Annotated in this window: 26 protein-coding genes; 12 read left to right on the top strand and 14 right to left on the bottom strand. The window is 63.2% G+C overall.

Features of this window, described 5'->3' with window-relative positions; all coding sequences use genetic code 11:
• Positions 1-33: 33 nt before the first annotated feature.
• Entirely contained in the window at positions 34-483 is a 450-nt protein-coding gene (locus tag MLE64_RS13015; protein ID WP_243318250.1) for a type IV pilin protein, read from the top strand.
• Between the two features lie 71 nt (positions 484-554).
• Here MLE64_RS13015 and MLE64_RS13010 read toward each other — a convergent pair whose 3' ends face one another.
• Both MLE64_RS13010 and MLE64_RS15980 read right to left on the bottom strand, forming a co-directional pair.
• Complete coding sequence (locus MLE64_RS13010; RefSeq protein WP_243318248.1) at positions 555-2,504, bottom strand: hypothetical protein; 1,950 nt, start codon at positions 2,502-2,504, stop codon at positions 555-557.
• 67 nt (positions 2,505-2,571) lie between these two features.
• On the bottom strand, positions 2,572-3,087 hold the full coding sequence (locus MLE64_RS15980) for a prepilin-type N-terminal cleavage/methylation domain-containing protein (RefSeq protein WP_341482285.1): 516 nt from the start codon (positions 3,085-3,087) through the stop codon (positions 2,572-2,574).
• Between the two features lie 319 nt (positions 3,088-3,406).
• Here MLE64_RS15980 and MLE64_RS13000 point away from each other — a divergent pair, with 319 nt between their 5' ends.
• The 9 genes from MLE64_RS13000 to MLE64_RS12960 are packed head-to-tail and all read left to right on the top strand — an operon-like array spanning position 3,407 to position 9,465.
• Positions 3,407-4,162, top strand: coding sequence for a sugar phosphate nucleotidyltransferase (locus MLE64_RS13000; protein WP_423748259.1), 756 nt, complete (start codon positions 3,407-3,409; stop codon positions 4,160-4,162).
• Positions 4,159-5,190, top strand: coding sequence for an NAD-dependent epimerase/dehydratase family protein (locus MLE64_RS12995; RefSeq protein ID WP_243318244.1), 1,032 nt, complete (start codon positions 4,159-4,161; stop codon positions 5,188-5,190). The genes MLE64_RS13000 and MLE64_RS12995 overlap by 4 nt, the downstream gene beginning before the upstream one ends.
• Positions 5,191-5,246: 56 nt before the next feature.
• Positions 5,247-5,471 (top strand): acyl carrier protein, encoded by a 225-nt coding sequence (locus MLE64_RS12990; protein WP_243318242.1) that lies wholly within the window; start codon positions 5,247-5,249, stop codon positions 5,469-5,471.
• Between the two features lie 8 nt (positions 5,472-5,479).
• A complete protein-coding gene (locus tag MLE64_RS12985; protein ID WP_279343096.1) occupies positions 5,480-6,211 on the top strand; it encodes an SDR family NAD(P)-dependent oxidoreductase in 732 nt (243 codons plus the stop codon).
• A gap of 14 nt (positions 6,212-6,225) precedes the next feature.
• Complete coding sequence (locus MLE64_RS12980; protein WP_243318240.1) at positions 6,226-7,305, top strand: 3-oxoacyl-ACP synthase III family protein; 1,080 nt, start codon at positions 6,226-6,228, stop codon at positions 7,303-7,305.
• A 3-nt stretch (positions 7,306-7,308) separates the two neighbouring features.
• Positions 7,309-7,983 carry an SDR family oxidoreductase gene (locus tag MLE64_RS12975; RefSeq protein ID WP_243318238.1) on the top strand — a complete coding sequence of 225 codons (675 nt, stop codon included), beginning with the start codon at positions 7,309-7,311 and terminating at the stop codon, positions 7,981-7,983.
• Between the two features lie 30 nt (positions 7,984-8,013).
• Positions 8,014-8,769 (top strand): GNAT family protein, encoded by a 756-nt coding sequence (locus tag MLE64_RS12970; RefSeq protein WP_243318236.1) that lies wholly within the window; start codon positions 8,014-8,016, stop codon positions 8,767-8,769.
• Positions 8,766-9,134 carry a DMT family transporter gene (locus MLE64_RS12965; RefSeq protein ID WP_243318234.1) on the top strand — a complete coding sequence of 123 codons (369 nt, stop codon included), beginning with the start codon at positions 8,766-8,768 and terminating at the stop codon, positions 9,132-9,134. Before MLE64_RS12970 ends, MLE64_RS12965 begins: the two co-directional genes overlap by 4 nt.
• Positions 9,127-9,465: an EamA family transporter gene (locus MLE64_RS12960; RefSeq protein WP_243318231.1), complete on the top strand. Its 339-nt coding sequence runs from the start codon at positions 9,127-9,129 to the stop codon at positions 9,463-9,465. Before MLE64_RS12965 ends, MLE64_RS12960 begins: the two co-directional genes overlap by 8 nt.
• Before the next feature lie 15 nt (positions 9,466-9,480).
• Here MLE64_RS12960 and MLE64_RS12955 read toward each other — a convergent pair whose 3' ends face one another.
• The 8 genes from MLE64_RS12955 to MLE64_RS12920 are packed head-to-tail and all read right to left on the bottom strand — an operon-like array spanning position 9,481 to position 17,388.
• Positions 9,481-10,299 (bottom strand): SDR family NAD(P)-dependent oxidoreductase, encoded by an 819-nt coding sequence (locus tag MLE64_RS12955; RefSeq protein WP_243318229.1) that lies wholly within the window; start codon positions 10,297-10,299, stop codon positions 9,481-9,483.
• Positions 10,277-11,020, bottom strand: coding sequence for an SDR family NAD(P)-dependent oxidoreductase (locus tag MLE64_RS12950; protein WP_243318595.1), 744 nt, complete (start codon positions 11,018-11,020; stop codon positions 10,277-10,279). The genes MLE64_RS12955 and MLE64_RS12950 overlap by 23 nt, the downstream gene beginning before the upstream one ends.
• A 41-nt stretch (positions 11,021-11,061) precedes the next feature.
• Positions 11,062-12,129, bottom strand: a complete 1,068-nt coding sequence (locus MLE64_RS12945; RefSeq protein ID WP_243318227.1) for a 3-oxoacyl-ACP synthase III family protein — start codon at positions 12,127-12,129, stop codon at positions 11,062-11,064.
• The gene (locus tag MLE64_RS12940) at positions 12,126-12,356 is read right to left on the bottom strand and encodes an acyl carrier protein (protein WP_243318225.1); all 231 of its coding nucleotides are present in this window, start codon (positions 12,354-12,356) and stop codon (positions 12,126-12,128) included. The genes MLE64_RS12945 and MLE64_RS12940 overlap by 4 nt, the downstream gene beginning before the upstream one ends.
• Positions 12,353-13,189 (bottom strand): GNAT family N-acetyltransferase, encoded by an 837-nt coding sequence (locus MLE64_RS12935; protein WP_243318223.1) that lies wholly within the window; start codon positions 13,187-13,189, stop codon positions 12,353-12,355. Before MLE64_RS12935 ends, MLE64_RS12940 begins: the two co-directional genes overlap by 4 nt.
• Positions 13,186-14,724: an amino acid adenylation domain-containing protein gene (locus MLE64_RS12930; RefSeq protein ID WP_243318222.1), complete on the bottom strand. Its 1,539-nt coding sequence runs from the start codon at positions 14,722-14,724 to the stop codon at positions 13,186-13,188. Before MLE64_RS12930 ends, MLE64_RS12935 begins: the two co-directional genes overlap by 4 nt.
• A 9-nt stretch (positions 14,725-14,733) precedes the next feature.
• A complete protein-coding gene (locus MLE64_RS12925; RefSeq protein WP_243318220.1) occupies positions 14,734-15,699 on the bottom strand; it encodes a glycosyltransferase family 2 protein in 966 nt (321 codons plus the stop codon).
• A 15-nt stretch (positions 15,700-15,714) separates the two neighbouring features.
• On the bottom strand, positions 15,715-17,388 hold the full coding sequence (locus MLE64_RS12920) for a hypothetical protein (RefSeq protein ID WP_243318218.1): 1,674 nt from the start codon (positions 17,386-17,388) through the stop codon (positions 15,715-15,717).
• Between the two features lie 308 nt (positions 17,389-17,696).
• Here MLE64_RS12920 and MLE64_RS12915 point away from each other — a divergent pair, with 308 nt between their 5' ends.
• A complete protein-coding gene (locus MLE64_RS12915) occupies positions 17,697-18,410 on the top strand; it encodes a class I SAM-dependent methyltransferase (protein ID WP_243318216.1) in 714 nt (237 codons plus the stop codon).
• Here the strand turns inward: MLE64_RS12915 and rffA are convergent.
• Both rffA and MLE64_RS15975 read right to left on the bottom strand, forming a co-directional pair.
• A complete protein-coding gene (gene rffA / locus MLE64_RS12910) occupies positions 18,407-19,543 on the bottom strand; it encodes a dTDP-4-amino-4,6-dideoxygalactose transaminase (protein WP_243318215.1) in 1,137 nt (378 codons plus the stop codon). The genes MLE64_RS12915 and rffA overlap by 4 nt on opposite strands.
• A 64-nt stretch (positions 19,544-19,607) precedes the next feature.
• On the bottom strand, positions 19,608-20,678 hold the full coding sequence (locus MLE64_RS15975) for a tetratricopeptide repeat protein (protein ID WP_243318211.1): 1,071 nt from the start codon (positions 20,676-20,678) through the stop codon (positions 19,608-19,610).
• A 201-nt stretch (positions 20,679-20,879) separates the two neighbouring features.
• On the opposite strand from MLE64_RS15975, the gene MLE64_RS12900 reads away from it, so the two are divergent.
• The gene (locus MLE64_RS12900; protein ID WP_243294240.1) at positions 20,880-21,659 is read left to right on the top strand and encodes an enoyl-ACP reductase FabI; all 780 of its coding nucleotides are present in this window, start codon (positions 20,880-20,882) and stop codon (positions 21,657-21,659) included.
• Between the two features lie 112 nt (positions 21,660-21,771).
• On the opposite strand, the gene MLE64_RS12895 is transcribed toward MLE64_RS12900, so the two are convergent.
• Together MLE64_RS12895 and MLE64_RS12890 are read right to left on the bottom strand one after the other, a co-directional pair.
• Positions 21,772-22,581, bottom strand: a complete 810-nt coding sequence (locus MLE64_RS12895) for a tetratricopeptide repeat protein (RefSeq protein WP_243318209.1) — start codon at positions 22,579-22,581, stop codon at positions 21,772-21,774.
• A 1-nt stretch (position 22,582) separates the two neighbouring features.
• Positions 22,583-23,053, bottom strand: a complete 471-nt coding sequence (locus MLE64_RS12890) for a peroxiredoxin (RefSeq protein ID WP_243318206.1) — start codon at positions 23,051-23,053, stop codon at positions 22,583-22,585.
• Positions 23,054-23,281: the final 228 nt, after the last annotated feature.

The raw sequence follows: 23,281 nt of genomic DNA, 5'->3' as shown, positions 1-23,281 counted from the left end.
GCATGCTTCCCTGAACATCCTGGAGGTCCTCTCATGTCCGGTCTGCTGTCCCGCCTGTCGCCCCGCCGTGCCGGCCGGGCGCGGGGTTTCTCCCTCATCGAGCTCCTGCTGGTCCTGGCCCTCATCGGCATCCTCAGCGCCATCGCCATCCCCAGCTACCTGGGTCAGCGGCGCAGGGCCCGGGTCATCGGCGATGCCATGTCCAACGCCAAGTCCCTCCAGATGTCACTGGAGAACCGCAAGGCCGAGACGGGCATCTATGCGGTCAAGGGCACCTATGAATGGAAGGCGGACGGCAGCGCCAGCACCGGCCCCACCCTTCTCCCCACGTTCCAGCCCAAAGGCAACAGCCTCATGAACTACACCGTGGCGGTCGATGACAGTGGCCTCACCTACACTCTGACCGTTACCGACACCACCCTTGGTGGTGCCACTGCCTACCAGACCAACCAGTCTGGCGAGGAACTGGCGCGCCTTAAGTAAAGCAGGGAGACACCAGAACTCAATGGGCCCCGCCATGACCATGGCGGGGCCCATTGAGTTCTGACATGAACCTACCGGGTCGACGGCAGGGAGAGGGGCCTCAGGTATTCAGCTTCGATCTCATGTTTGGCTTTCTGGAAGGAGACCTCGTCGATCTCAACCATGCTCTTTAGAGCAAATCCCTGGTACGTGATGTGGTGGGCGCCGCCGCCTGCTAGCGGCTTGTAGATGTCGAGCCGATCCTCTTCAGCGCGGGCCACGCTGATTTCCTTCTGTCGCTCGTCCAGATCTGCTTGGAAGCGGAGCAACCAGACTCCGTGAGGCAACATGGCCGCCCCTTGGACGATATTCTTTGAATCGTAGGCAAGGTAATGGACTCCGTCCGGATCCGGCCGGTAGATGTCAGTAGAGAGGGTATGGTAGCGAACGGCTGCAAAAGGCCGAGACCCGAAACTGGCGGGGGTGATGGGCTTCTGTGCCAGGAGCTTCAAGGCCATGGCATCACGGAGTTCCAGCATGTCCACAGCCTGCTGTGGGCCTGAGCCGTTCCTGAATGCGGGGCCGGCCACCACGAATGGAACCCGCAACTCCCAGGGGTCTAGGTCATAGCCGTGGGTGCCCTGCAGTCGGAGGGTCTCTGTGGCATGGTAGAACCGTTCTCCATGATCCGCGAAGAGCACGCGGGTCGCCTGGGCATAGTCGGGGTCTCGCTGGAGATCTTGCCACATGGGCTTCCAGGCGGTGAGCAGATGGCGCACCCGGATGCGATAGGTGCCGAGTGGATCCTTCCGAACATCGGTGTTGGCCACGTCCTCTGGGCGGACCGCCGGAAGCCCAGGCACCGGCCGGAGGTCCATTGGGCGCAAGGTCCACCAGTGAGGAATGTCCTGTAGTTCAGGCCGACTGAGGAAGATGGGTTGGTGTAGGTGGCAGGAGTGGAACATCACCACATCCGCGCCTCGTCCACGTTCCAGAGTCTCCCTCAGCCCCGCTTCTAAAGCGGCCCAGGGATTGGTGGAGGGGAACACCCGAAGTGTGTCCAGCCAACTGGCATAGAGGGGAAGATGGACGGCCAGGTTCGAATTGACGAAGTTCTCCCATCCAGCAGCAGGCATGGCGGTGTCATCGAAGAAACTGGACCCTCGGCCCGCCAGACCGATCGTGCCGCCATCGTCGATATAGAAGCGAACCTTCAAACCCCGGGCGCGGTAAGCATCCAGGAGGGCATAGCGCAGTTTCCCATTAATTTCCTCCTCGGAGGGCAGGGCGGTTCCGATGCTGAACTGAGCGGGGTCGCCCCCCCAGAGCAGGCTGTAGAAGAGACGGGTGGCTGGCACCATGGTGTAGGCATTCGGGTAGTGCGTGCCGGACCAGGTTCCTAAGCCTTCAGGTTCGGCGATATCCGGCCGAAGCGCGTCGATGCCCAGCAGAAGAATCTGTACGGGTCTTCGCCCGGGTGGTTCCGTTGGGATACGGCGACTCAGAAGGAAAGGTGTCTGAGCCAAGGCGGACCAGATAAGCAACCATCCTGGTACCAAGTACCATGCCCGACGCCCCCAACGAAGGCTGGCCCATCGGGCCATGGGGCCTACGATGAGCAGAATGAGCAAAGGAAAGGTGAGGAAAAAGGGCAGGTGCTGAACAACAGGAATCACCCAGAGGGCGGATGGCACTCGCCACCAAAGGGCAAGGTGGATCCAAGCTATTGCTGCAAGGGTGAGCCCAAAGGCCGTTCCGAAGCCCCAGTTTTGCCCCCAATTCCGATCAAAAATGGTGCCCCAGGCTAGGGATACCAACCAGAGGAGGATTCCCGCGCCCAGGTAAAGAGGAAGTACTTCTCGCAAGAGCAGCGAGATCGCGAAGGCTCGCGCCGTGGGGTTATGGAGGCCGTCAGCCACGAACCCCGAGAGGCCCACGGCTGGTCCCCGGTAGTAAGTCCAGAGGGCGGCGAGGCTCAATAGGAGGACGAAACTTCCGGCCAGGAACGGGGCCAGGAGCCGCAGGCGGCGAAGCAGAAGCATCGGAACTCCAGCACGAGAACGGGGGGCCGCGGCCCCCCGTTCAATTAAGATATGTCGAGATTGAAGGCTACTCGAGGCTGGAGACCTTGATGACCACATTCTTACCAGACACCTTGTTCTGCACATAGACCGCGCCACCAAAGAACCCGGGGGCACCCGAGGCCGTGGGAATCTGGTAGCTGAACTGGGCCTGACCGAAATTACCCGTGGTCGCCGTGCCCGAACAGGCGGTGGCGAACGCACTGGCGGTCATGTTGCCGGTCTGAGTGTTGAACGACGCATTGAAAGCAGTAGACGGAGCGCCGGCCGTGCCGTTCCAGGGGTTCTTGTCAGCGCCGCCGGTATTCGTCAGATAAGCCTGCATGCTGGCGATGGCACCCGAAGCAGGCGTGCCCGCCTCACGGGACTTATCCCACTGGCCCACCAGATCGCCCACACGGCCGACCATGTTGTCGATGGAAGCTTTGTCGCGGGCCCGGGCGCGCTGGCTGAGCAGGGCCGGGATGGCGATGGCGCTGATGATGCCGATGATCGCGAGGACCAGCAGCAGTTCGATGAGGGTGAAGCCGGACTGCTTCTTCATGAGGCGTCTCCTTTGTGATGGGGCCGAGACTAGGTTTCAAATCTCGTGCCAGGGGCTGTATGAAGGGATTCTAGGCCCATCTAACCAAGGTGAACAGAGAGAAGGCGAGACTTACTTTGGTCCCGAAGGAGGCGTGGGTGCCCTGGGGCGTCACATTAATGGCGCGATGGGGCATTCGGGTGTGGGTTTATAGGGGCATGCCCAGCCTGTTCCGGAGAAGGCCTGCGGTGGGGCATCGGGGAATGGGCGGAACGATGCCGCAGTGTAGACTCCTGGGATACCATCCGGGGTTTTCATGCACACCTCAGGCGACCAACGCGTGAAGGGCATTGTCTTGGCCGGAGGAAAGGGCACCCGCCTCTACCCCCTCACCAAGGTCACCAACAAACACCTCCTTCCTGTGGGCCGGGAGCCGATGATCTTCCACCCGGTACGACAACTGGTGGGGGCCGGCATCCAGGACATCCTCATCATCACGAGCACGGAGCACATGGGCGAGGTGGTTCGCCTCCTGGGCAGCGGCAAGGCCTTCGGCTGCCAGTTCACCTACCGGGTGCAGGAAGATGCGCTGGGCATCGCGGATGCCCTCGCCCTTGCGGAGGATTTCGCTGGGGGTCAACCAGTGACCGTATTGCTGGGCGACAACATCTTTACTCATTCCATTCGGGGGTTTGTGCGACGGTTTCTCGAGCAGGACCGCGGCGCCCGGGTGCTCCTGAAGCGTGTGGACGATCCCTCCCGCTATGGCGTGGCGGCGCTGGATGAGAAACAAGTCCTCGAAATTGAGGAGAAGCCTGCCAGCCCCAAGAGTTCCTATGCGGTGGTGGGCGCCTACTGCTACGACTGTCAAGTCTGGGACCTCATCCGGGAAATGGGGATCTCCCCCCGGGGCGAGTACGAAATCACGTCGGTGAACAACTGCTACATCCGGCTCGGGCAACTGAGCTACGACATCGTGGAAGGTGGCTGGACCGACGCGGGAACCTTCGAGAGCCTTGCAGAGGCGAACGCCATGATGCTCGCCTGCGAGAACAGGATCGGCGGACTTCAAGAAGAGAAAGGGGGTCGGCCATGATCCGAACGGTGCTGGTGACCGGGGCTGGAGGTTACATCGGAAGTGTGCTCGTCCCGAAGCTCCTCGACCGTGGATACCGCGTGCGGGCCCTGGACCGGTTCTTCTTCGGGCTGGACAAGCTCCCGTCCCAGGAAGGGCTCGAAGTCGTCCAGGAGGACTCGCGGCGGCTGGGGCCGGAGCATCTCGCCGGGATCGACGCCGTCATCGACCTGGTGGCCATTTCCAATGACCCGAGCGGGGAACTATTCCAGGAGGCCACGTACCAGATCAACCACGCTTCCCGAGCGGCGACGGCCGGCCTGGCGCGGGACCTCGGGGTGCAGCGCTACCTGCTTCCATCCTCCTGCAGCATCTACGGGTTCCAGGGCGAGGATCGGCTGGTGGATGAAACCGCTCCGACGAATCCCCTCACCACCTACGCGAGAGCCAATGAGATGGCGGAGCAGGCTGTGCTCCCTCTGGCTTCTGACACCTTCACCGTCGTGGTGATCCGCCAGGCGACCGTCTATGGGGCCTCCCAGCGGATGCGCTTCGACCTTGCGATCAATGGTATGACCTACGGGGCTTGGAAGAACGGCGTTATCCCGCTCATGCGGGACGGGAGTCAGTGGCGACCGATGGTCCACGTGCAGGACACCACCGACGTGATGTGCCTGTTGTTGGAGGCGGAGCCCTCCCGCATCAACGGCGAGATCTTCAACGTGGGTTCCGACCGGAACAACTACCAGCTCGGGCCCCTTGCCCAGGAGATGGTCAGGGTCATGCCCCGTCCCGTCTCCATCGAGTGGTACGGCGATCCGGACCATCGTTCCTACCGCGTGGCCTTCGGTAAGGTTGAGCGGACCCTGGGTTGGACGGCCCGCTGGACCGCGGCCGATGGCGCCCGAGAGATCTGGGAGGGCCTTGAGGCCGGCCGGCTCGCCAAGGACAGCACCACCATCACCCTGGAGTGGTACCGGAAGCTGGAGACCTGGCACCGAATCATCCGGGAGGTAGAGCGGTACGGCGGAATTCTTCAGCTACCCTAGAACCAGGCCTGAATCTTGCCCACGTGCTGAACGCCAGCTATGGAGGTTGTTGCGATATGGACGAGTTGTACACCCGATTGGCCGAGATCCTCGATATCGAAGAAGTCAGGCCGGACGATGTCCTTCGTGATTTCGCCGACTGGGATTCCCTGACCGTGCTCTCCATCCTGGCCATGGCTGATTCCGCGTACGGGGTCACCATCACTCCGGAGGACATCTCCAAATTTATCAAGGCTTCGGATCTGGCGAATTTCCTGGCAAGCCGTACCAGCAGGAAATAGCTGTCTTCATGCCCGGCGCTCGGACCCTGATCACAGGAAGTACCTCAGGCATCGGGCATGCGATTGCGATGTCGCTTGCCCCGCAGAGGGCTCTCCTCCTTCATGGCCGGGATCCTGCGCGCACCTGTGCGTTGGCGGAAGCGTGCCCCCGTCCTGGGCACCACCTCGAATGGGTGGCGGACCTGCGGGACTTGGGGGGGGTCAAGGATGGGCTTTCCGCCCTCCTGTGGGGGGGCGAGCGCGTGTCGTGCCTGGTTCATTGCGCAGGGATGGTGCAGGTGGGGGCAGTCCGGGAGGCCCGGCCTGCCATGGTCAGGGAACAGTTCCGGGTGAATGTGCTTTCCGCCGTGGCGATGTTGCAGGCCATCCTCCAGGGGCCTGATCCACAGAGCTTGGAATCCGTGGTGCTTGTGTCGAGTGCCGCAAGCCGGAGGGGTGAACCGGGGGCAGCGCTGTACAGTGCCACGAAGGGCGCCCTGGATGGTCTTGTGGCGGCCCTGGCTGTCCAGCTGGCGCCACAGGTGCGAGTCAATGGGGTGCTGCCTGGCATTGTCCCGACGCCCATGTCCAAGACGACTCTTGAGGGTCCGGATTTTCTTTCGAAGGCTGCTTCGAAGTACCCGTTGGGCATCGGCCGGGTCGAAGACGTGGTGGCGGCCGTGCGGTTCCTGGTCTCCCAAGAAGCCCGGTGGATCACGGGTATGCTCATGAGCGTGGATGGCGGTCGCACGGTGGTTTGATTCGGGGGAACAGCATGAGGACCACGTTCGGAAACAAGGCGATCGAGTCGATGGTGGTTACCGTTCCACAGCAGGAATTGCGGTTCGATGAAGAGTTCAAGAACTACCAGCTCACGGAAGAGAAGGCGCGGCGGTTCAAGAAAATGATGGGCGTGGACCGGCACCGGATCGCCCCTCCGGATGTGACGTCGGTTGATCTTTGTGTGGCGGCCTTCCGGCGGCTCCTGGATTCGGGCGCTCTAGGCCGGGATGAAATCGGGGCCATCGTGTTCGTGTCGCTCACCCCGGACTATTTCGTTCCTCCTTCAAGCAACGTCATCCATGGTCGGATGGGCCTTGATCGGGAGGTCCTGTGCATGGATGTGCCCCAGGGATGCTCAGGCTTCCTGCTGGGACTCATCCAGTCGTTCATGCTCCTGGATCTTCCGGGCATGCGGAAAGTGGTGCTGCTGTGCGGAGATACTGCAAGCAAGCAACTGTCTCCCCTCAACCGGGTTTCCTGGCCCCTGGTGGGTGACGCCGGTTCTGCCACGGTCGTCTCCCGGACCGAGGGAGTCGCGCCGACATTCATGAACATCCGGACCGACGGTTCCCGCTTCGATTCGATCATCGTGCCGGCCGGGGCCTACCGCCAGCCTTCCACCCAGGAAACCCTCCAAGTCGTTCCTGTCGAGGAGGGGGTCCATCGCAGCCTCGAGCACATTGCCATGAACGGGGCAGGCGTCTTCAATTTCACCCTCGAGGATGTGCCCCCGCTCATCGAGGAGATTCTTGTGTTTTCAGGTGAGACCATCGACAGCATCGACCGGTTCCTGTTCCACCAGCCAAACCAGTTCATCCTTCAGCAGATGGCGGACAAGCTGAGGATCCCCAGGGAGAAGCTGCCGAGCAACATCGTGGGGATCTACGGCAACAGCGCCTCGGTCAGCATCCCCACGAACATTACCCACAACCTGGGGTCCTCGCTCCTGGAGAAACGGATCCGGGCCTGCATCGCCGGGTTCGGGGTCGGCCTCGTCTGGAGCTCAATGGTGATGGACCTGGGTCCTCTTCGGATGTGCGAAATCGTGGACTACCCCTCATCCGTGAGCTGAACCTTGGAACACCTGCTCACCCTCATTACTGGTGCCACTTCGAAGGCAGGCACCGCCATCGCGCTCCATCTGGCCAGGACCCGAAGGTTGCTGCTGGCGGATCAGGACGCCGAGGAACTCGAACGGCTGCGCCGATCCTGCGTCCCTTCCGCGCCTCACCTCATCTGGGCGCAAGAGCTTTCGGAAGTCGAAAGCCTGGAGGCCGCTCTCGGAGCGAAGCTGAAATTCGAGGACGCCCTCATCCAGAATCTGGTCCATTGCGCCGTGACGGAGCCCGGATCCGATCCGGAGCCGCTGGATTGCCTTCAGTTTGAATCCGCTTTGCGGCGGGATGTCCACTGCGGCATCGAACTCTGCCGATTGGTGGCCAGCCGTCGATTCAATCAGGAGGCCCTTGGCACCGTGGTCTTTGTGGCTGGCGTGGAAGCGCATTCGGCCCGGCGGGGCGACACGGAGCGCGCGGTTGGATCTGGCGCGCTCGAATCGTTGACGCGCGCCCTGGCCGTGGAGTGGGCGCCGAGGATCAAGGTCAATTGCCTGCTGCTGGGCCTTGGCGGGCCTAGGGAGAAAGTTCCTGCATCTGACCCGGGAGGTGCTGTCGCCTTCCTGCTTTCACAAGCATCCACAGGCATCACGGGACAAACGATCGTGATGGATGGCGGGCGTTCCATTAGTTGAAATGCATTGAGCGGATTCGAGGGTGTGAGCATGCGCGCTGAACTCAATCAGATTGATTCGTACGTTCTGGGCGGTCCCGTCGTTGAGATCCAGGATTTCGATCCTGCGGTGGACTTCCATCAGTTTGAACAGGCCTCCGTCCTGCCCTTGAGGCCGAGGTATGCGTCGCTGCGGCTACCTGCGGAGGATGTGGCCTCGATCAGGAGCCTCGAATCCCAGGGTTTCCGGTTTGCGGAATTCCAGCTCCAGCTGCGACACCGCATGAAACTGAGACCCGAAGTGAAGGGTTATCCCTACCGGTTCGAGGTGGTCACTGAGGAGGCGGGGCTGGACCCGGTGCTGGAACTCGCGGCTGACATCTTTGCCCACGATAGGATCACGACTGATCCGATGCTCGGACCGGAACTCTCGGGGCGCAGGTATCAGGCCTACGTCCGGAAATCCTTTGCCGACCCCCAGGAGCATGTGTTTGTGATGAGGAGCCTGGAGTCGGAGGAGGTAGTCAGTTTCGCCACCATCCGTCGCACGGGACCCGACGAGGCGAGGCTGCTCATCGGGGGGGTTTCCAATGAATTCAAGGCTTCCGGACTTGGGGTGATCCACGATTACGTGGGGTTGGCCACCTACTTTGATATGGGAATCCGAGACATTCACACCTCAGTGTCCGCCATTAATCTGCCGATCATGAACCTGGAGGTTGGCCACCTCGGGTTCAAGGTCGTGCGGTCTTGGCTGGTCATGCACAAACATTATGAAATAATCGGCCCAGACCAGGTCCATCCATGAACAAAGGAACGTCTTACTTCTTCATCCTTCTGTCGCTCGGCTTTCAGATCTTGTCAGCGGTGTTCGGGAAACGGGCGGCCATGGTCATGACCCCCTTCACGGTCGATAGGCTGTCGCATAACCATTACTACTTGGCCTCGTTGGGGTGCCTCGCCCTCCAAGCGCTGTTCTGGCCGCTGGCTCTTCGCCGCGTTCCTCTTTTCAAAGCCTACCTGTTCATGAGCGGCATCTACCTGGCGATCCCTCTCATCAGCCGGTTCGTATTCAACGAGCACCTGACGTCATTCAACCTGGCGGGATCCCTTCTGATCGCCGGGGGGATTGGCTGTCTGATGTATCCCGGGAAGGCGGCCCGCCATGCTTAGGTGTTTCCTGATCGCCTACCTCGGAGCCTTGCTGGTGGCAGTGGGGCATGTCCTGTTCAAAATCGGAGCCAGGCAGAGCCTGGGGCGTCCCTTGCTGAGGGTCTACCTCAATCCCCATACCCTGGTGGGGTACCTCATCCTGCTCGGAGTCACGGTCATGAACCTCTATGTCTACCGGACGCTCCCGCTGAAGTACGCGGTTGTCATCCTTCCGTTCAACTATGTATTCGTGGGCTTGTTCTCCGTCCTTTTCCTGGATGAGCGCATCCACCGCAGACAATGGATTGGGGCGGCCCTGATCCTGGCCGGCATTGTCCTGTTCAACGCCTGACCTACGGGGCGCGCCTCAAGCCGTGATATTGGACGTACGTCCTCCATCCACGATGAAGGGCTGGCCCGTGATCCACCGCGAGCGCCCGGACAACAGGAATTCGACCATCTCTGAAATATCCTGGGGTTCCCCGATCCCCAGGGGGTAGTCCCGCTCGAATTTCGAAGCCATCTGTGGATCCCCTAGGATGCCCTCGGTCATGGGGGTTTGGATCCCACCGGGAAGGATCGAATTGACCCGAACCTCTGGCGCGAGTTCGATAGCGAGTGATTTCATCAGGGCGTCCATGGCGCCCTTGGAGGCGGCGTAGGCACTGAAGCCCTTGGCCCCGAATTGACTTGCGATGCTCGAGATGAAGACCACATTCCGGAGCTGTCTCTGGTTCACTTTCCGCTTCATGAGGGCCTGGAGGATGGCCACTGGAGAGGCCACCGAGACGTTCAGGCCCGCTTGCACCATCTGGACCGTGAGGCTGCGCAGAGGGAGGATCTGAAGCAGTGCGGCCGAATGCACGAACGCCTCGACCAGGGCGCCGTGCTGCCTCAGGAAGGCCTCGAGGGAGCCGCCGGCCGCCTCCGATTCAAGAAGGTCGAAAGGCCAGATCAGGTGCCCGCCGGGGGCGGGACGGCACCTGTCCCTTGTCTCTTCAAGCCTCTGAAGGTTCCTGCCATTGAGAAGCAGGCGATGGTGGGCAGAAAGGTGAATGGCGATCTCCCGGCCCAGGCCGGAGGAAGCGCCAGTGATCAGAATGCAGGAGGGGAACGGGTTCTCGGGCGGGAAGGTCACACCATGCTCCTTGAAGGATGGATGCTCATCTGGCGAGGTAGCCGCCATCCACGACCAGCACGCTTCCGGTGATCCACCGGCCGGTGTCGGCCAACAGGAAGGCTACAGCATGGGCCACATCTTCGGGTTCGCCAAAGCCCAGAGGGTGCAGGGATTCGACCGCTTTGGCCTGCTCTGCTCCCCATATCCGACTGGTTCTCTCGAGGAGGGCAGTCTTCACAAATCCAGGCGCGACGCAATTCACCCGGATGCTTCGCGGCGCGTACTCCAGGGCCAGGGACCGCGCCATGCCGTGTAGCGCGGCTTTGCTCATGGAATAGGCGATCGCACCCGGGGAGCCCACCAGTCCCATGATCGAAGAGATGAACACAATGGACCCCCGTTCACCACCATAGATCTTCCGGCTCTGGAACCCCTTGGCGAGAGCCAAGCCAGCTTCGGCATTCACGGCGAATACCTTCCTCCAACTCTCCACGGTCAGGGATTTGGCCGGGAGAACCTCCTGAATCCCGGCAGAGTGGACCATCCCGTAGAGCCGGCCACCGGCATTCACCGCCTGCCTGAGGAGGTCATCAGCTTCTTGGAGGTTGGAGAGATCAGAGAGCAGGGTGCGATGTCGGCCTGATCCCAGTAGGGACAAGGACTCCTCCAGTCCGGAGGGGGACAGATCGACGAGGCTCAGCGTGGCCCCGAGGCGATCCAAAAGGGTGGCCACCGATCGGCCGATGCCGGAGCCTGCACCCGTGACCAGGACATGCCGCCCTGTCATATCCATGGGATTTACACATGCTGGGACCATGGTGACCTTGCCTATTGGAAATCGATCAGATCACAGAAACCCAACGGTCCGATCTCCATGAGCATCGAGGCCCAGGTGAGGCCCACTCCGAAGCCTCCGAGGCAGGCGCGGATCCGCTCATGGAGTACCTGTTCCCGCAGATTGAAGGCCAGGGCCAGGGGAATGGTGACGCCGCTCGAATTACCGAAATGTTCGACGATGTTGCTCGGCATCTTCGCGCGCGGCAGTCCGATCTTGTCGGCCAGCTTCTCCAGCATGAAACGGTTCGGCTGGTGGAAGAGGAAGGCGTCCACCTCGTCCAGGCTGCGGCCCGCGGTTTCCAGCAGGGACTCGATCATCGGGGGGACCTCGACCTGGACGAAGTTGAAGACGGCCGATCCGTCCATCACCAGGTTGTCAGGGGCCCGGAAGTTCCCCTCGGCATCCTCCGATTCGATGGCCGTTTCTGGAGAGGAGGGTTGGCGAAAGCCGCCGGCGGGAATCATCAGCGCCTCCCGGCGGGTGCCGTCCATCTTCAGGTTCATGTGGATGGGAGCGGCCCCTTTCTGGCGCTCGAGGATGGCGATGGAGGCAGCGTCGCCGATGAGGGGATAGCTGTTGCGGTCCCTCGGCGACACCTTGCGGCTGAGAAGGTCGACGTTGGCGAGGACCACGCGCCGCACGGAAGGCTGGCCGAGAAGCAGGAAGGCCTGGAACAGGCCGATGAGGAAGCCGGCGCACCCCTGGTTGATGTCCATGCAGAGGAGGTCCTGCTTCAAGCCCAGGCGGCCTTGTACGACATTGCTGGTGGGTGGAATGAAATGGTCCGGCGACTGCGTCACCAGCACCAGGGCGTCGAACCCGTCCTTCTCGAGCAGGCCGTGGCTGAACAGGTGCTCCAGGCCGAAGCAGACGAGGTCGGAGGCGCAGACCGGGCCCTGGACGATCCGGTGCCTGTCGTACCCCATGACCTCCTTGAGCTTTAGGGACCGCTTCAGCGGGAAGTTGAAGTTGGCCATCTCGTCCACGAAAGACCGCTCGTGCGACGGCAGCACCGTGAGCAGTCCCGTCAGGGCGCACCCGTCGAAGAGGAAGTTCACGCCTTCACTCCGTACTTCTCCAGGAGGAGCTCGATGGTTCGGAGGTTGGCGAAATGCTCCGGAATGATGTCCAGGCCGTCGATGGAGATGCCAAAGGTTCGGTCGAGGTCCGAGACGAGGGTCACCATGTCCATGGAATCGAGCAGGCCGTCGGCGAGAAAGTCTTCGGAAGCCGAGAAATCACACTCGGGGCGGATGTCCTGGAGGATCTCGAGGAGAGGGGTCATATGGAGGCTCCTTCCGGAAGAGGATGACGGATCAGGATACGGTCGACGGCATTCTCCTCCTGGAATCCGTAATGCCGATACATGGCCAGGGAATTCTGGTTGTCCGACATCACCCAGAGGCTCGTCCGGGTCACTCCCTGGGTCAGGCGGAAAAATTCGTGGATGAGTCCGGAGCCGATTCCGGCATGGCGGCATGCTTCATCCACGTGCCAGAAGAGGAGCCTACAGGACCTGCCTTGGTACTCGAAGATGAGAACGCCTGCCAGGCGTCCGTCTGCCCGCGAGGCCAGCACCCACCCCTGGGAGGCCCAATCCGCAACCTCGGCCGCTTCCGGGATCTGTTCCGCGAAGCGGTCCAGCAGGCGCTCCAGGAACGCGACGATCTCCCCGGCCTCCTCCGGCCCGGCGGACGCCACCGAAGGATCCCGGAAGGCGCGGGGTTCCGGGTGGCCCGTCCGTCCCATACGCACCAGGGACCGGTGTTCCTGGAATCCGTGGCCCAGGTACCCGTCCGCGATCCGGGACAGATCCTCCGGCCGCCCGACAAGGTCAGCCACGAGCGTCCGGTCCTTCCATGCTGTGGGAAGGGCCTGAAGAAGGCCGGGTAGCGCCCCAGGCTCCGGGACGAGATGGTGGAGGTGAAGGAAATCGCGATCCCTCCGGGCGATCAGAAGCCCTTCGCGAGTGAGGAGGAACTCGATCCGGCCGGCGGCGAGCCAGACCTCCAGCTGGGACATTCCCGCGAAGAAGGTGGTCGAGAAGCCAGGGCCGGAAGCCTTGATCGCCTGCAGGGCGCGCCGGAAATCCTCGACGCTGCGGATCCCCAGGCTCACGGGCGCTCCTCCAAGAGCCCCTGCAGCCCATGGCGGTCGATCTTTCCGTTGGGGTTTCGGGGTAGGGTCTCCAACTGGTGGAAGACCGTCGGGATCATGTACTTCGGGAACACTTCGGCGAGGGCGAGACGGAGGGTGGCCGGAGTGACCGTCCCATGGGCCGATTCATAGAAGAGCGTGATCTCCTTCCGGCTCCGGTGGTACAGCACGCATGCATTCCGGATGCCGGGAAGGGCCAACACCTGGTGTTCGATCTCCGGGAGCTCGATGCGATAGCCCATGTGCTTGATCTGGTAGTCCATCCTCCCGACGAACATGATCTCGCCTCGTTCGTTCAGGTAGACCAAGTCGCCTGTCCGGTAGATGCGCTCGGGATAGCAATCCTGCAGGGGGTTCTGGACGAAGGCTTGGGCGGTCTTCTCCGGGTCGTTCCAGTACCCGTGGGCGACAGAACTTCCGCGGACGCAAAGCTCTCCCTGCCGCCCAGGAGGGCAGGGACGGTCGTTTTCGTCCAGGATGAGGATGTCCGTGTTCCGGCATGGAAACCCGATGGGGAGGGGCTCGTCGTCCTGCAGTTTCCTCTCCACGATGAAGTAGGTGCAGTCCACATGGATCTCGATGGGACCGTAGAGGTTCACGAACACCGCCTCCGGGAGGGCTTTCCTCCATAGGTTCAGGTGCCGGGTGGGGAATACCTCCCCCGCGAAGAAGATGGTTCGGAGGCTCGCCACGGGCAGGGTTTCGAGCAGCCCCTGGTTCGCGATGGTGACCATGATGGTGGGTACCCAAAAGAGGAAGGTGATTTCCCGCTCCCGGAGTAACCGCATGAGGCTGGCCGGAAAGGCCGCTATCTCCTCCGGGATTATCACAAGGGTGGCGCCCCTGGCGAGGCAGAGGACCAATTCCAAGAGGTAGATGTCGAAGTGGAAGGGAGAAAGACTCCCGATTCGTTCGGTTCCGTCCAGTGGCAGGGTCTCGAAGGCCCATTCCATGAAGTCGATGAGCCCCCGGTGGTGCAGGACGACGCCTTTGGGAGTCCCGGTGGAACCGGAGGTGTTGATGATGCATAGGGGATCGGTATCCAGGATCCCCCGCCGTCGCTGGTCGAGAACCGCGTCGTCTGGGGAGGTGGTTCCGTCGAGCACGTCTTCCACGAGGACCAGCCGGGAGTTATCGAGGCCGAGTTCTGTCAGCCATGGAGCCAAGTTCCGGGATGTGACGACGAGCGCCGGATCGAGGTTGTCCAGGATGTTCCGGATGCGCTGGGCGGGGGATTTCACGTCCAGGTTCGTGAAGAGGTTTCCCGTGGAGAGGATGCCGAGGTCCGCGAATACGACCTCTGCGCATTTGGGAAGGAAGACGGCTATGGGCCGGCGCCGGATCTCCGTGAGTCGGAGCAGGTGGGTTCCGAAGATTCGACCGACGCGTTCCACTTCCTTGAGCGTGAAGGACCGATCCCCGTCTAGGATGGCGGGACCGACCTGGACGCGGCCAGGTCGCTCAGAATCCAGGTAGTCCAGGATGGTCGTCAGCATGCCAGTTCCTCAGACTCCATCCTGTTCCTGGTCGAAATTGAGCGTTTTCCGAATGATATAGAGCGGTCGACCTTTGACTTCATCGAACACCTTCCCCAGGTAGAGCCCTAGGATCCCCATGAATGCGAGGATCATGCCCGAGAGGAAGTACACGGAGACGACGGTGCTTGTCCACCCAGGGACTGGCACAGCATGGAACAGGTACCTGAGGATCAGGTACAGGCCGTACAGGAAGGCCGTGAAGGAGATGGAAAACCCCACATTGATGGCCATCCGGAGGGGCTTGTTGGATAGGGAGGTGATGGATTCCAGCGCTAGGTGGATGGACCGACCGAGGCTGTAGGAGGACCGTCCGGCGAACCGGGCGCCATGCTCCACAGGGAGGTATCCCACCCGGAACCCGCACCAGAGGATGCCGAGTCCATAGGATCGGCTGGATTCCCGGAGTTTCCGGTAGGCGGTAATGACCTGCCTCGAGGCGATGGAGAAGTTGCCGATGGTCGGATCGATGGGAAGGCTGCTGAGGGTGTTGATCAGTAGGTTGAAGGCCCGGGAAAGGAGAACCTTCATTACCGGATCTTGGCGGAAGACCCGCTGGGCGAAGACCACGTCGAAATCCCCGGCCATGGCCTTTTCGTACAACCTTGGGATCTCCTCGGGCCGATCTTGGAGGTCGGCGTCCATGACTACCACCCAGTCTCCGTCCGCATGGTCGACACCTGCGCTGATGGCATGGTGCTGACCGAAGTTCCTGGAGAGGTTGATGCCCTTGATCCTGGAATCCGAGGTCGCCAGTTCCTCGATCCGTTGCCAGTCGTCCTCCGGGCTTCCATCGTTCACCAGGATTAACTCGAAATCCGAACCCGGCATCCCTGCGAAGGCCGAGACGATCCGCCGGTGCAGTTCCACTAGGCAAGTCGAGCAGCGATAGGTCGGGGCCACGATGGATATGCGCGGGGAAGGGTGGGGTGCCATGGGATCCTGGGGAATTCAGTACCAGTTCACGAAGAGGTTGAGGTGGCTGCCCGGAGCCAGCCGGGGAACCTTGTCGAGGCTGGGACCGAGCCACACGATGATGGCCCGGGCAGGGGATTCGGTCCTGACCTCGTGGGGGCCCCGGGTCAGGTTCAGGACCGATTCAGGCGCCACGGCGCGTCCGTCCACCTCGATCGGAGCCACCTTCCCGGCCTCCGGTGGCCCGGCGAGCATGATCTCGTAGCGGCCGGGCTGGAGGCAGACGTAGGTTCCGCCCCCGGATGGCATGGTGGAGCCCAACACGAGAAAGTCATCCGCCAGGGCGACGTAGTGGCTGGTGAGGAAGCTGCGGTCAGCTGCGGGAAGCCAGTTTGTCCGGTAGTTCGGGATGACGATCGGGGCCGGATTTTTTTCGAGCAACTCGCGCACGGAGGGCCAGCTACCATCCTGGAAATGCCTGAGGGTGAGGGAGTGCACCAGCCAGTGGTACCCGACGGTGGCCCGGGTGGGAACGAGACCGGTGCCGTCGAACACCCTGTCCCGGGCGGGGTCTGTCATCCGCTCTGCGAGTGTCATGAGCTCTTCCTGCCGGTCGTTGGTTCGGCCGAAATGGCGGTACGTCTGGCTCAGGAAGGGCACGAAGTGGCAGAAGGCCGCGGTGGCGACTGCCATGGCTACGACGGCCGGTCGGCGCTCCGGAAGGACCCGGCGGACGAGCCCAGCCCCGGCGATCAGGAGGAAGGGGGCCAGGAAGAGCAGGTTGTATGGGAAGGGGGTCGGGTTGGCCAGGAAGGAGGCAAGCAGGCAGGTCAGGAGAACTAGCTCCGGGAACGCTGTCCCCCAGCCTACGAAGGACCGTCCCTCTGCAACCCACCGGTGGATGGCGGCCGCGGCGGCTGCCATTCCCAAAGCCACCACTAGGGGAGTTTGACTGACCATCCGGAACAGGGCGGGGAAGGGGGAGAAGCGTTCCACGGAGGCAGATACGGATACGCCTCCCCGGAATCCCTCCAGGGCCACGCTCCAGCCGCCCCCGAGGGCGTAGGCGAGACGGACCAGGACGAGGCCGAGGAGCGCGCCCCCGAGCCATTCGAGCGCCAGTCGCAATCGCCCCGACGGCTGGACGGCGGGAGGCGGGAACAGTAGGATGGCCAGCGTGCAGGGAATCCAGTAGAGGAACGCCTTGAAGGCGATGAACTGGAGGACGATGGCAAGCAGGCCGGTGAAGCCCGCAGTGACCCAGGAACGCCGGGCTTCGCCCCGGACCAGCAGCCACAGGAGGAGAATCCCGGTGAGGAGCAGGTTGTCGTGCCGGATCTCGAAGCCGTAGTCCCAAACTGGCTCCAGGGTGGCCGCGAACAGGAGCCATGGCAGGAAGGACCGGTTGCGCCAGCCGCCCGCGCAGATCCGTGCGAGGAGCAGGAGGTTGATCCAGAACACGACCAGGTAGATCAGCCGGTCCCATGTGAACATGTCTTTGGCCGTGCCGGCGTGATGCGCCACCCAGGCCATGGGTCCCAGGTGGTGGAGCGGCGCGTAGGTGTAGAAGCTCGAAGACTGGCCCCGGGCTAGGATCACCGACTGGAAGACCTGCTGGGCCTCGTCCACCTGGAAGATCCGGTTCACCGCCAGATATATTGAGGTGAGCACCAGCCCAGCCACGGTCACCCATCCCAGTATCCTGAGCAAGGAGCCTTCGCGAAAAAGGCTGCCCGGCCCCTCCTCCGCCGGTCGATCCGTCGAATCCTGCGCGTTTGCGGTTAACATTCCGGAATTATGGCAGATACCTCCCACCTGAAGGCCTCGATCTCGGCTTCCGCCACCGTCTTCCAGAGGTTGGCGTGAAACGTTGCCCGTCCTGTGCCCGGCTTTTCGAGGAAGATGGGTGGCACTGCCCGGCCTGCGGGTGGGAGCCGGAATGGACCGGCGGGATCCCTCTCCTCGGTGGTCCGCGCCCCTCGGAGGGGCAGGGCTACTCCGCCACTTTCTACGAGGCCTTGGCCAGCCGGGAGGTCGGGCACTTCTGGTTTCGGGCGAGAAACCGGCTGCTTCAGTGGGCATTCAAGCGGTATGTCGAACCCGAGGGAAAGTTCCTAGAAATCGGGTGCGGCACAGGATTCGTTCTGAAGGGAATCGCCGAGGTCCATCCGGACCTCGAGCTGAGCGGAGCCGAGCTGTTCGTGGAGGGGCTGGCCTACGCCGCCGGACGGCTACCGAGCGCGACGTTCCTCCAAATCGATGCCCGGAAGATTCCCTTCTGGGAGGAATTCGATGCCATCGGTCTCTTCGATGTGCTGGAACACATCGAAGAGGACCAGCGCGTGCTGGACTCGGTGGCGGAGGCCTGCAAGCCCGGGGGGGTGGTCCTCATCACGGTGCCCCAGCATCCGTGGCTTTGGACTGTGATCGACGAGAAGTCCTTCCACGTCCGCCGGTACCGACGGAAGGACCTGCTCGAGAAGGTGAGGCGTGCCGGATTGAAGCCCCTCCGCGCGGGCTCCTTCGTGTCCCTGCTGCTCCCAGCCCTCGCTTTCAGCCGCCTGCGCATCCAAAGGAAGAAGGACTCCTTCAATCCCCTCGCGGAGTTCGACCTCTCGCCGTGGAAGCAGAGCGTCCTGACAGCGGTGCTGACGGTTGAACGGGCCTTCATCAGGGCTGGCATGGATTTTCCCGCAGGGGGATCACTCTTCCTCGTGGCGCGGCGGACCTAGCCGAAGAACTGGGTGACGGCCTCGACCACCCGGTCGACCTCCTCGTGCGCGAGCCCCTCATACAGCGGGAGGCGGAGCAGGCAGTCCGTGAACCGGTCCGAGTTCGGAAGGGCGCGGCCATCGTGCTGGTCCCGGTAGAAGGCGCTCTGGTGCAGGCTCTGGTAGTGGAAAACTGCGCCGATGCCCCGTTCCTTGAGGTGGGCCATCAGGCGCGAGCGGGTCTCGAGGGTGTCGGTGACCAGGTAGAAAACGTGAGCGTTCTGGCTGGCGTAGGGTGGAAGGACTGGCAGGATCACATCGCCCCTGCGCGGGAGGTCTGACAGGCCAGTCGCGTAACGCTCCCAGATGGCCACCCGCCTGGCCTGGATGGCGTCCACCTCCTCGAGCTGGGCCAGCAGCACGGCAGCCGCGAACTCGGAGGGGAGGAAGCTGGAACCGACGTCCACCCAGCCGTACTTGTCCACCTCGCCCCGGAAGAAGGCGGCACGGTTCGTGCCCTTCTCGCGGATGACCTCGGCCCGGGGGGCGAGCTTCTCGTCGTTCACCGCGAGGGCACCCCCCTCTCCGCAAGCGATGTTCTTAGTCTCGTGGAAGGAGAAGGTGCCCAGGTGCCCGAGGCTCCCGAGAGGGCTGTCCCTGAAACGCGCATCAATGCAATGGGCCGCATCCTCGATCACGAGAAGGCCTCGCTGTTGGGCCCAGCCGAGGATCCTACCCATGTCGCAGGCGACTCCGCCGTAGTGCATAACCACGATCGCTCGGGTACGGCTGGTTGCCAGGGCCTCCAGCTGGTCTGGATCCAGGTTCGGGTGGCGGGGAAGGCTGTCTGCGAACACCACCTTTGCTCCACGGAGAATGAAGGGGTTGGCCGTAGAGACAAAGGTGTAGGAAGGGATGATGACTTCGTCGCCCGGGCCGACAGCTGAAAGGAGGGCAGCCATCTCGAGAGCGTCCGTGCAGGAGGGTGTGAGGAGGACTTTACGGAATCCAAATCGGGATTCGAATAGGGCTTGAGCTCGCTGGGTAAAGACTCCATTTCCGCACCACCGCTCACTTTCGAGGGCTTGATGGAGATAGGTCCTTTCTCTGCCTATGGCGCGTGGGCGATTGAATGGAATTGGTGAGAGGTTCATGGAAGGGCTCACAAACAAGGTGTTTTCAGCGCTAGACATTTATCTGGACAAGATCTCGAGTTCGCTAGGGTATGTCCATCAGCTCCCTCGCCCCCCGATGCTTCGGATCCAGCCGCAGGGCCTCCTGGGCGGCCTTGCGGGCTTCGTCTTTCCTTCCGAGGTCACGCAGGATCTGGCCTTTGCGCCACCAGGTGCCGGGGTAGCCAGCGGCGCCGCCTTCGAGGGGCTCGCGGAGGACCTGGTCCAGGGCAGCCAGGCCTTCAGGGCGGTGGAGACCGCTGACGGCGGCCACTTTGCCGAGCTGCAGGCGGAGGAGGCTGGGGGCGTCCACCTGGGCGAGGTGGTCCTGGACCACTTGCCAGGCGAGGTCGGGGCGGCCGCCGTGCAGGTAGGCGTCGCTGGTGGCGGCTACGCCCCGGGCGCGGGTGCGCACGCCGGGCAGCAGACGAGCGGCCTCGGCGAGCAGGCGGGCGTTCTTCCCGGCTTCGCCCAGGGCCTTCTTGGCGGGGCGGCGGTCCAGGGCATCGAGCCACTGGCCCACCACTTCGGGATCCTGCGGCGCCTGGGCCAAGGCGCGACCGAAGTACGGCTGGGCTTCCCACCACTTGTCTTCTTCCACCAGGACCAGGGCCTGGAGAAGGTCCCCCCGGGCCGGGGCCACGCGGCGGAGCTGGTCGGCGCAGCGCAGGGCCTTCCGGGTGGAGCCGCCCAGGATGCCCGGCAACATCTCATAGGCCAGACCGAGGCTCATCCAGGCGGGGGCGAGGGTGGGATCGGCTTCGGTGGCGGCGCGCAGGTCGTCCATGGCGCCCAGGGCGCCGCGGAGGCTGCCGAGGTCCCGCTGGCGGATGGCCTCGCCCGCCCGGGCCAGGCCCCGGGCCAGGAGGGCGTCCGCCAGGCGGGGGTTCGCGGCCAAGGCGCGATCTGCGGCCGAGTGGGCCTCGGCGAAGCGCTGGAGGCTGGAGAGGGCCTGGGACTTGGCCGCCCAGGCCGCGGCATCGTTCGGGTCCTGGCGCAGGCGGGCTTCCGCGTCCGCGAGCACCTTGAGGTAGCGCCCGGCGTCGAGGTCGGCCCGGAAGGATGGCGCCGCGGGCTGGGCCAGGAACACAAGGGCGATGGGGACGGGGAGGGGCACGGGCATCCTTCAAGCGAACGCGAAGACAGGATTAACAGGATTGAAGGCAGGATGAACAGGATTGGGGTGGGAATCTGGAAGGTTTTCCATGAGAATCCGGCAGCCATGGGCAACGGTCCCATCCTGACCCCGGGTATAGCGTGGCGGCGCGGGTTCGGCTATGCTAAGTGATTGTTTGCACATGGCTCTGGAGGAGATCGCATGAGCGCCAAGGGCGGATTGTTGGAAGGGAAACGGGGCCTGATCATCGGCGTGGCGAATAAGCGGTCCATCGCCTGGGGCATCACCCAGAAGGTGGCCGAGGCCGGCGCCCAGCTCTGCCTGACCTACCAGAACGAGCGCCTGGGCGAGAACGTCCGCGAGCTGGCGGCGGAGCTGAAGAATCCCCTCCTGCTACCCATGGACGTGGGCAGCGACAGCCAGATCGTCATGGCCTTCGACGAGATTCGCAAGAAGTGGGGCAAGCTCGACTTCCTGGTGCACGCGGTGGCCTACGCGCCCCGGCAGGCCCTGGAAGGCCGCTTCGTGGAGACCAGCCGCGAGGACTTCCGCGTGGCCCACGACATCAGCGCCTACTCCCTGGCGGCCGTCTGCAATGCGGCCCAGCCCCTCATGGCTGAGGGTGGCTCCATCGTGACCCTCAGCTACCTGGGCGGCGAGCGGGTGGTGCCGGGCTACAACGTGATGGGCGTGGCCAAGGCCGCCCTGGAGTCCACGGTGCGATATCTTGCCGCCGACCTGGGCCCCCAGGGCATCCGCGTGAACGCCATCTCCGCCGGCCCCATCAAGACCCTGGCCTCCTCGGCCATCCCGGGCATCGGCTCCAAGCTGAAGGCCCACCGTTCCCACACCCCGCTGCAGCGCGACACGGACCAGCTGGAAGTGGGTGATGCCGGCGTGTTCCTCGTCAGCGACATGGGCCGCGGCATCACCGGCCAAGTGCTCTACGTGGACGGCGGCTTCAGCATCATGGCGGGGTAGGCGGCGGCACACCGAAAGGCTTGGACAGGATTAACAGGATTAAGTGCTGGATTAACAGGATTAAAAAGGAATCGATGCGATTTGAATCCTGTTAATCCTTCTTCTCATCCTGTTAATCCTGCCCCCGCTTTTCCGCTGGCAGGGACTTCATTAGGTCCTCGGCGCGCTGGGTGGCTTCGGCGCGCTGGGTGGGTGGGAGCTGGGCTTCGGCCAGGTGGACGGCGATGACCCTGAGGCCGCGCAGGCCCAGGCGCTCAGCCACTTTCATCCAGGCCACACCCTCCACAAGGTCTTTGGGCGTGCCCTTCCCGTAGGCCATCATCAGCCCCTGGGCGAGGCAAGCCTCGGGATCACGCCGGGCGATTCGGGGGCGGAGAGCTGCCAGGGCTTGCTGGTACCAGGTCTCGGCAGCAACGGGATCCGACGGTCGCAGGAGGTCCCCCGCCAGCACCATGGCATCATCATCGCCCTGCCGGGCGGCGGACTCGGCCCAGGTCAGGGCTTCGCCGGGATTCCTCGGAACTCCCGTACCGGAGGCCAGGGCCCGGGCGAACAGGTACTGGGCACGCGCGTCGCCGCCGTTGGCCGCCTTCCGAAACCAGGTGGCTGCCTTGGCCGGGTCCTTGGCAAGGAACCCCTCGCCATGGGAGCGGAGGAGACCCATCACCCGTTGGTCCACGGGTCGGCCGAGGGCCGCTCCAAGGAGCCCGCGCCAGGTGGCCCGGCCATCCCACAGGGTTGCGGCCACAAAGGCCAGCGGGAACACCAGCGCCATCGTCCGGAGGAAGCGGCCTAGCGCCACCCGGCTGCTCCCGCCCTGGCGGTGGAGTCGAAGGGCTTGGATGGCTCCGGCCAGGAGCGTCGCCGCGAGGGCGAGGGTGAGCGGCAGGAGGGCCGCGATGCCGAGGTAGGACCAGTTCATGTCAGCCCTTCAGCTTCTCGAGCGTTTCCATCACCTCCTGCACGTGACCCTTCACGCTCACCTTGGGCCAGGCGTGACGGACGACGCCCTTGGAGTCGATGAGGAAGGTGCTGCGGATGATGCCCTCCACTTCCTTGCCGTACATCATCTTCTTGCCGAAGGCGCCGAGGGGCTTGAGGAGGGCGCACTCGGGATCGGAGAGCAGGCGGAAGGGGAGGCTTTGCTTGGTGATGAAGTTCTGGTGGCTCTTGAGGCTGTCGCGGCTGAGGCCGTAGACCTGGGCGCCCAGGGCTTGCACGCGGGTCCAGCTGTCGCGGAAATCGCAGGCCTCCGTGGTGCAGCCGGGGGTGCTGTCCTTGGGATAGGCGTAGAGCACGGTCCAGCGGCCTTTGAGGTCCGCGGCCGTGACCGTGGCACCCTGGTCGTCCTGGAGGGAGAAGGCGGGGAGGGGATGTCCGATCAGCGAAGTCATGGGCCGTAGCCTAATACGAGTCGGGTCCCCGGCGTGGGGGAAGCCGCCTGAAAGAATTTTTTAGCCACCGATTTCGCCGATTTCGTTGATGAAAAGCGGATTCCTGTTCCATCGCAGCAGGGGTTCCATGGGAGGCATCCGAGGCGCAATCACTGCAATCGGCGAAATCGGTGGCGAAATAGCATTTCTCACGGAACCCGTTCCTCCTCCGCCTGTGACCGGGGACAT

The organism is Geothrix paludis (genome assembly GCF_022808815.1).
Lineage (GTDB): Bacteria > Acidobacteriota > Holophagae > Holophagales > Holophagaceae > Geothrix > Geothrix paludis.
Note: the sequence above shows the minus strand (reverse complement) of the source record. Positions and strands in the feature narration are given on the sequence as shown.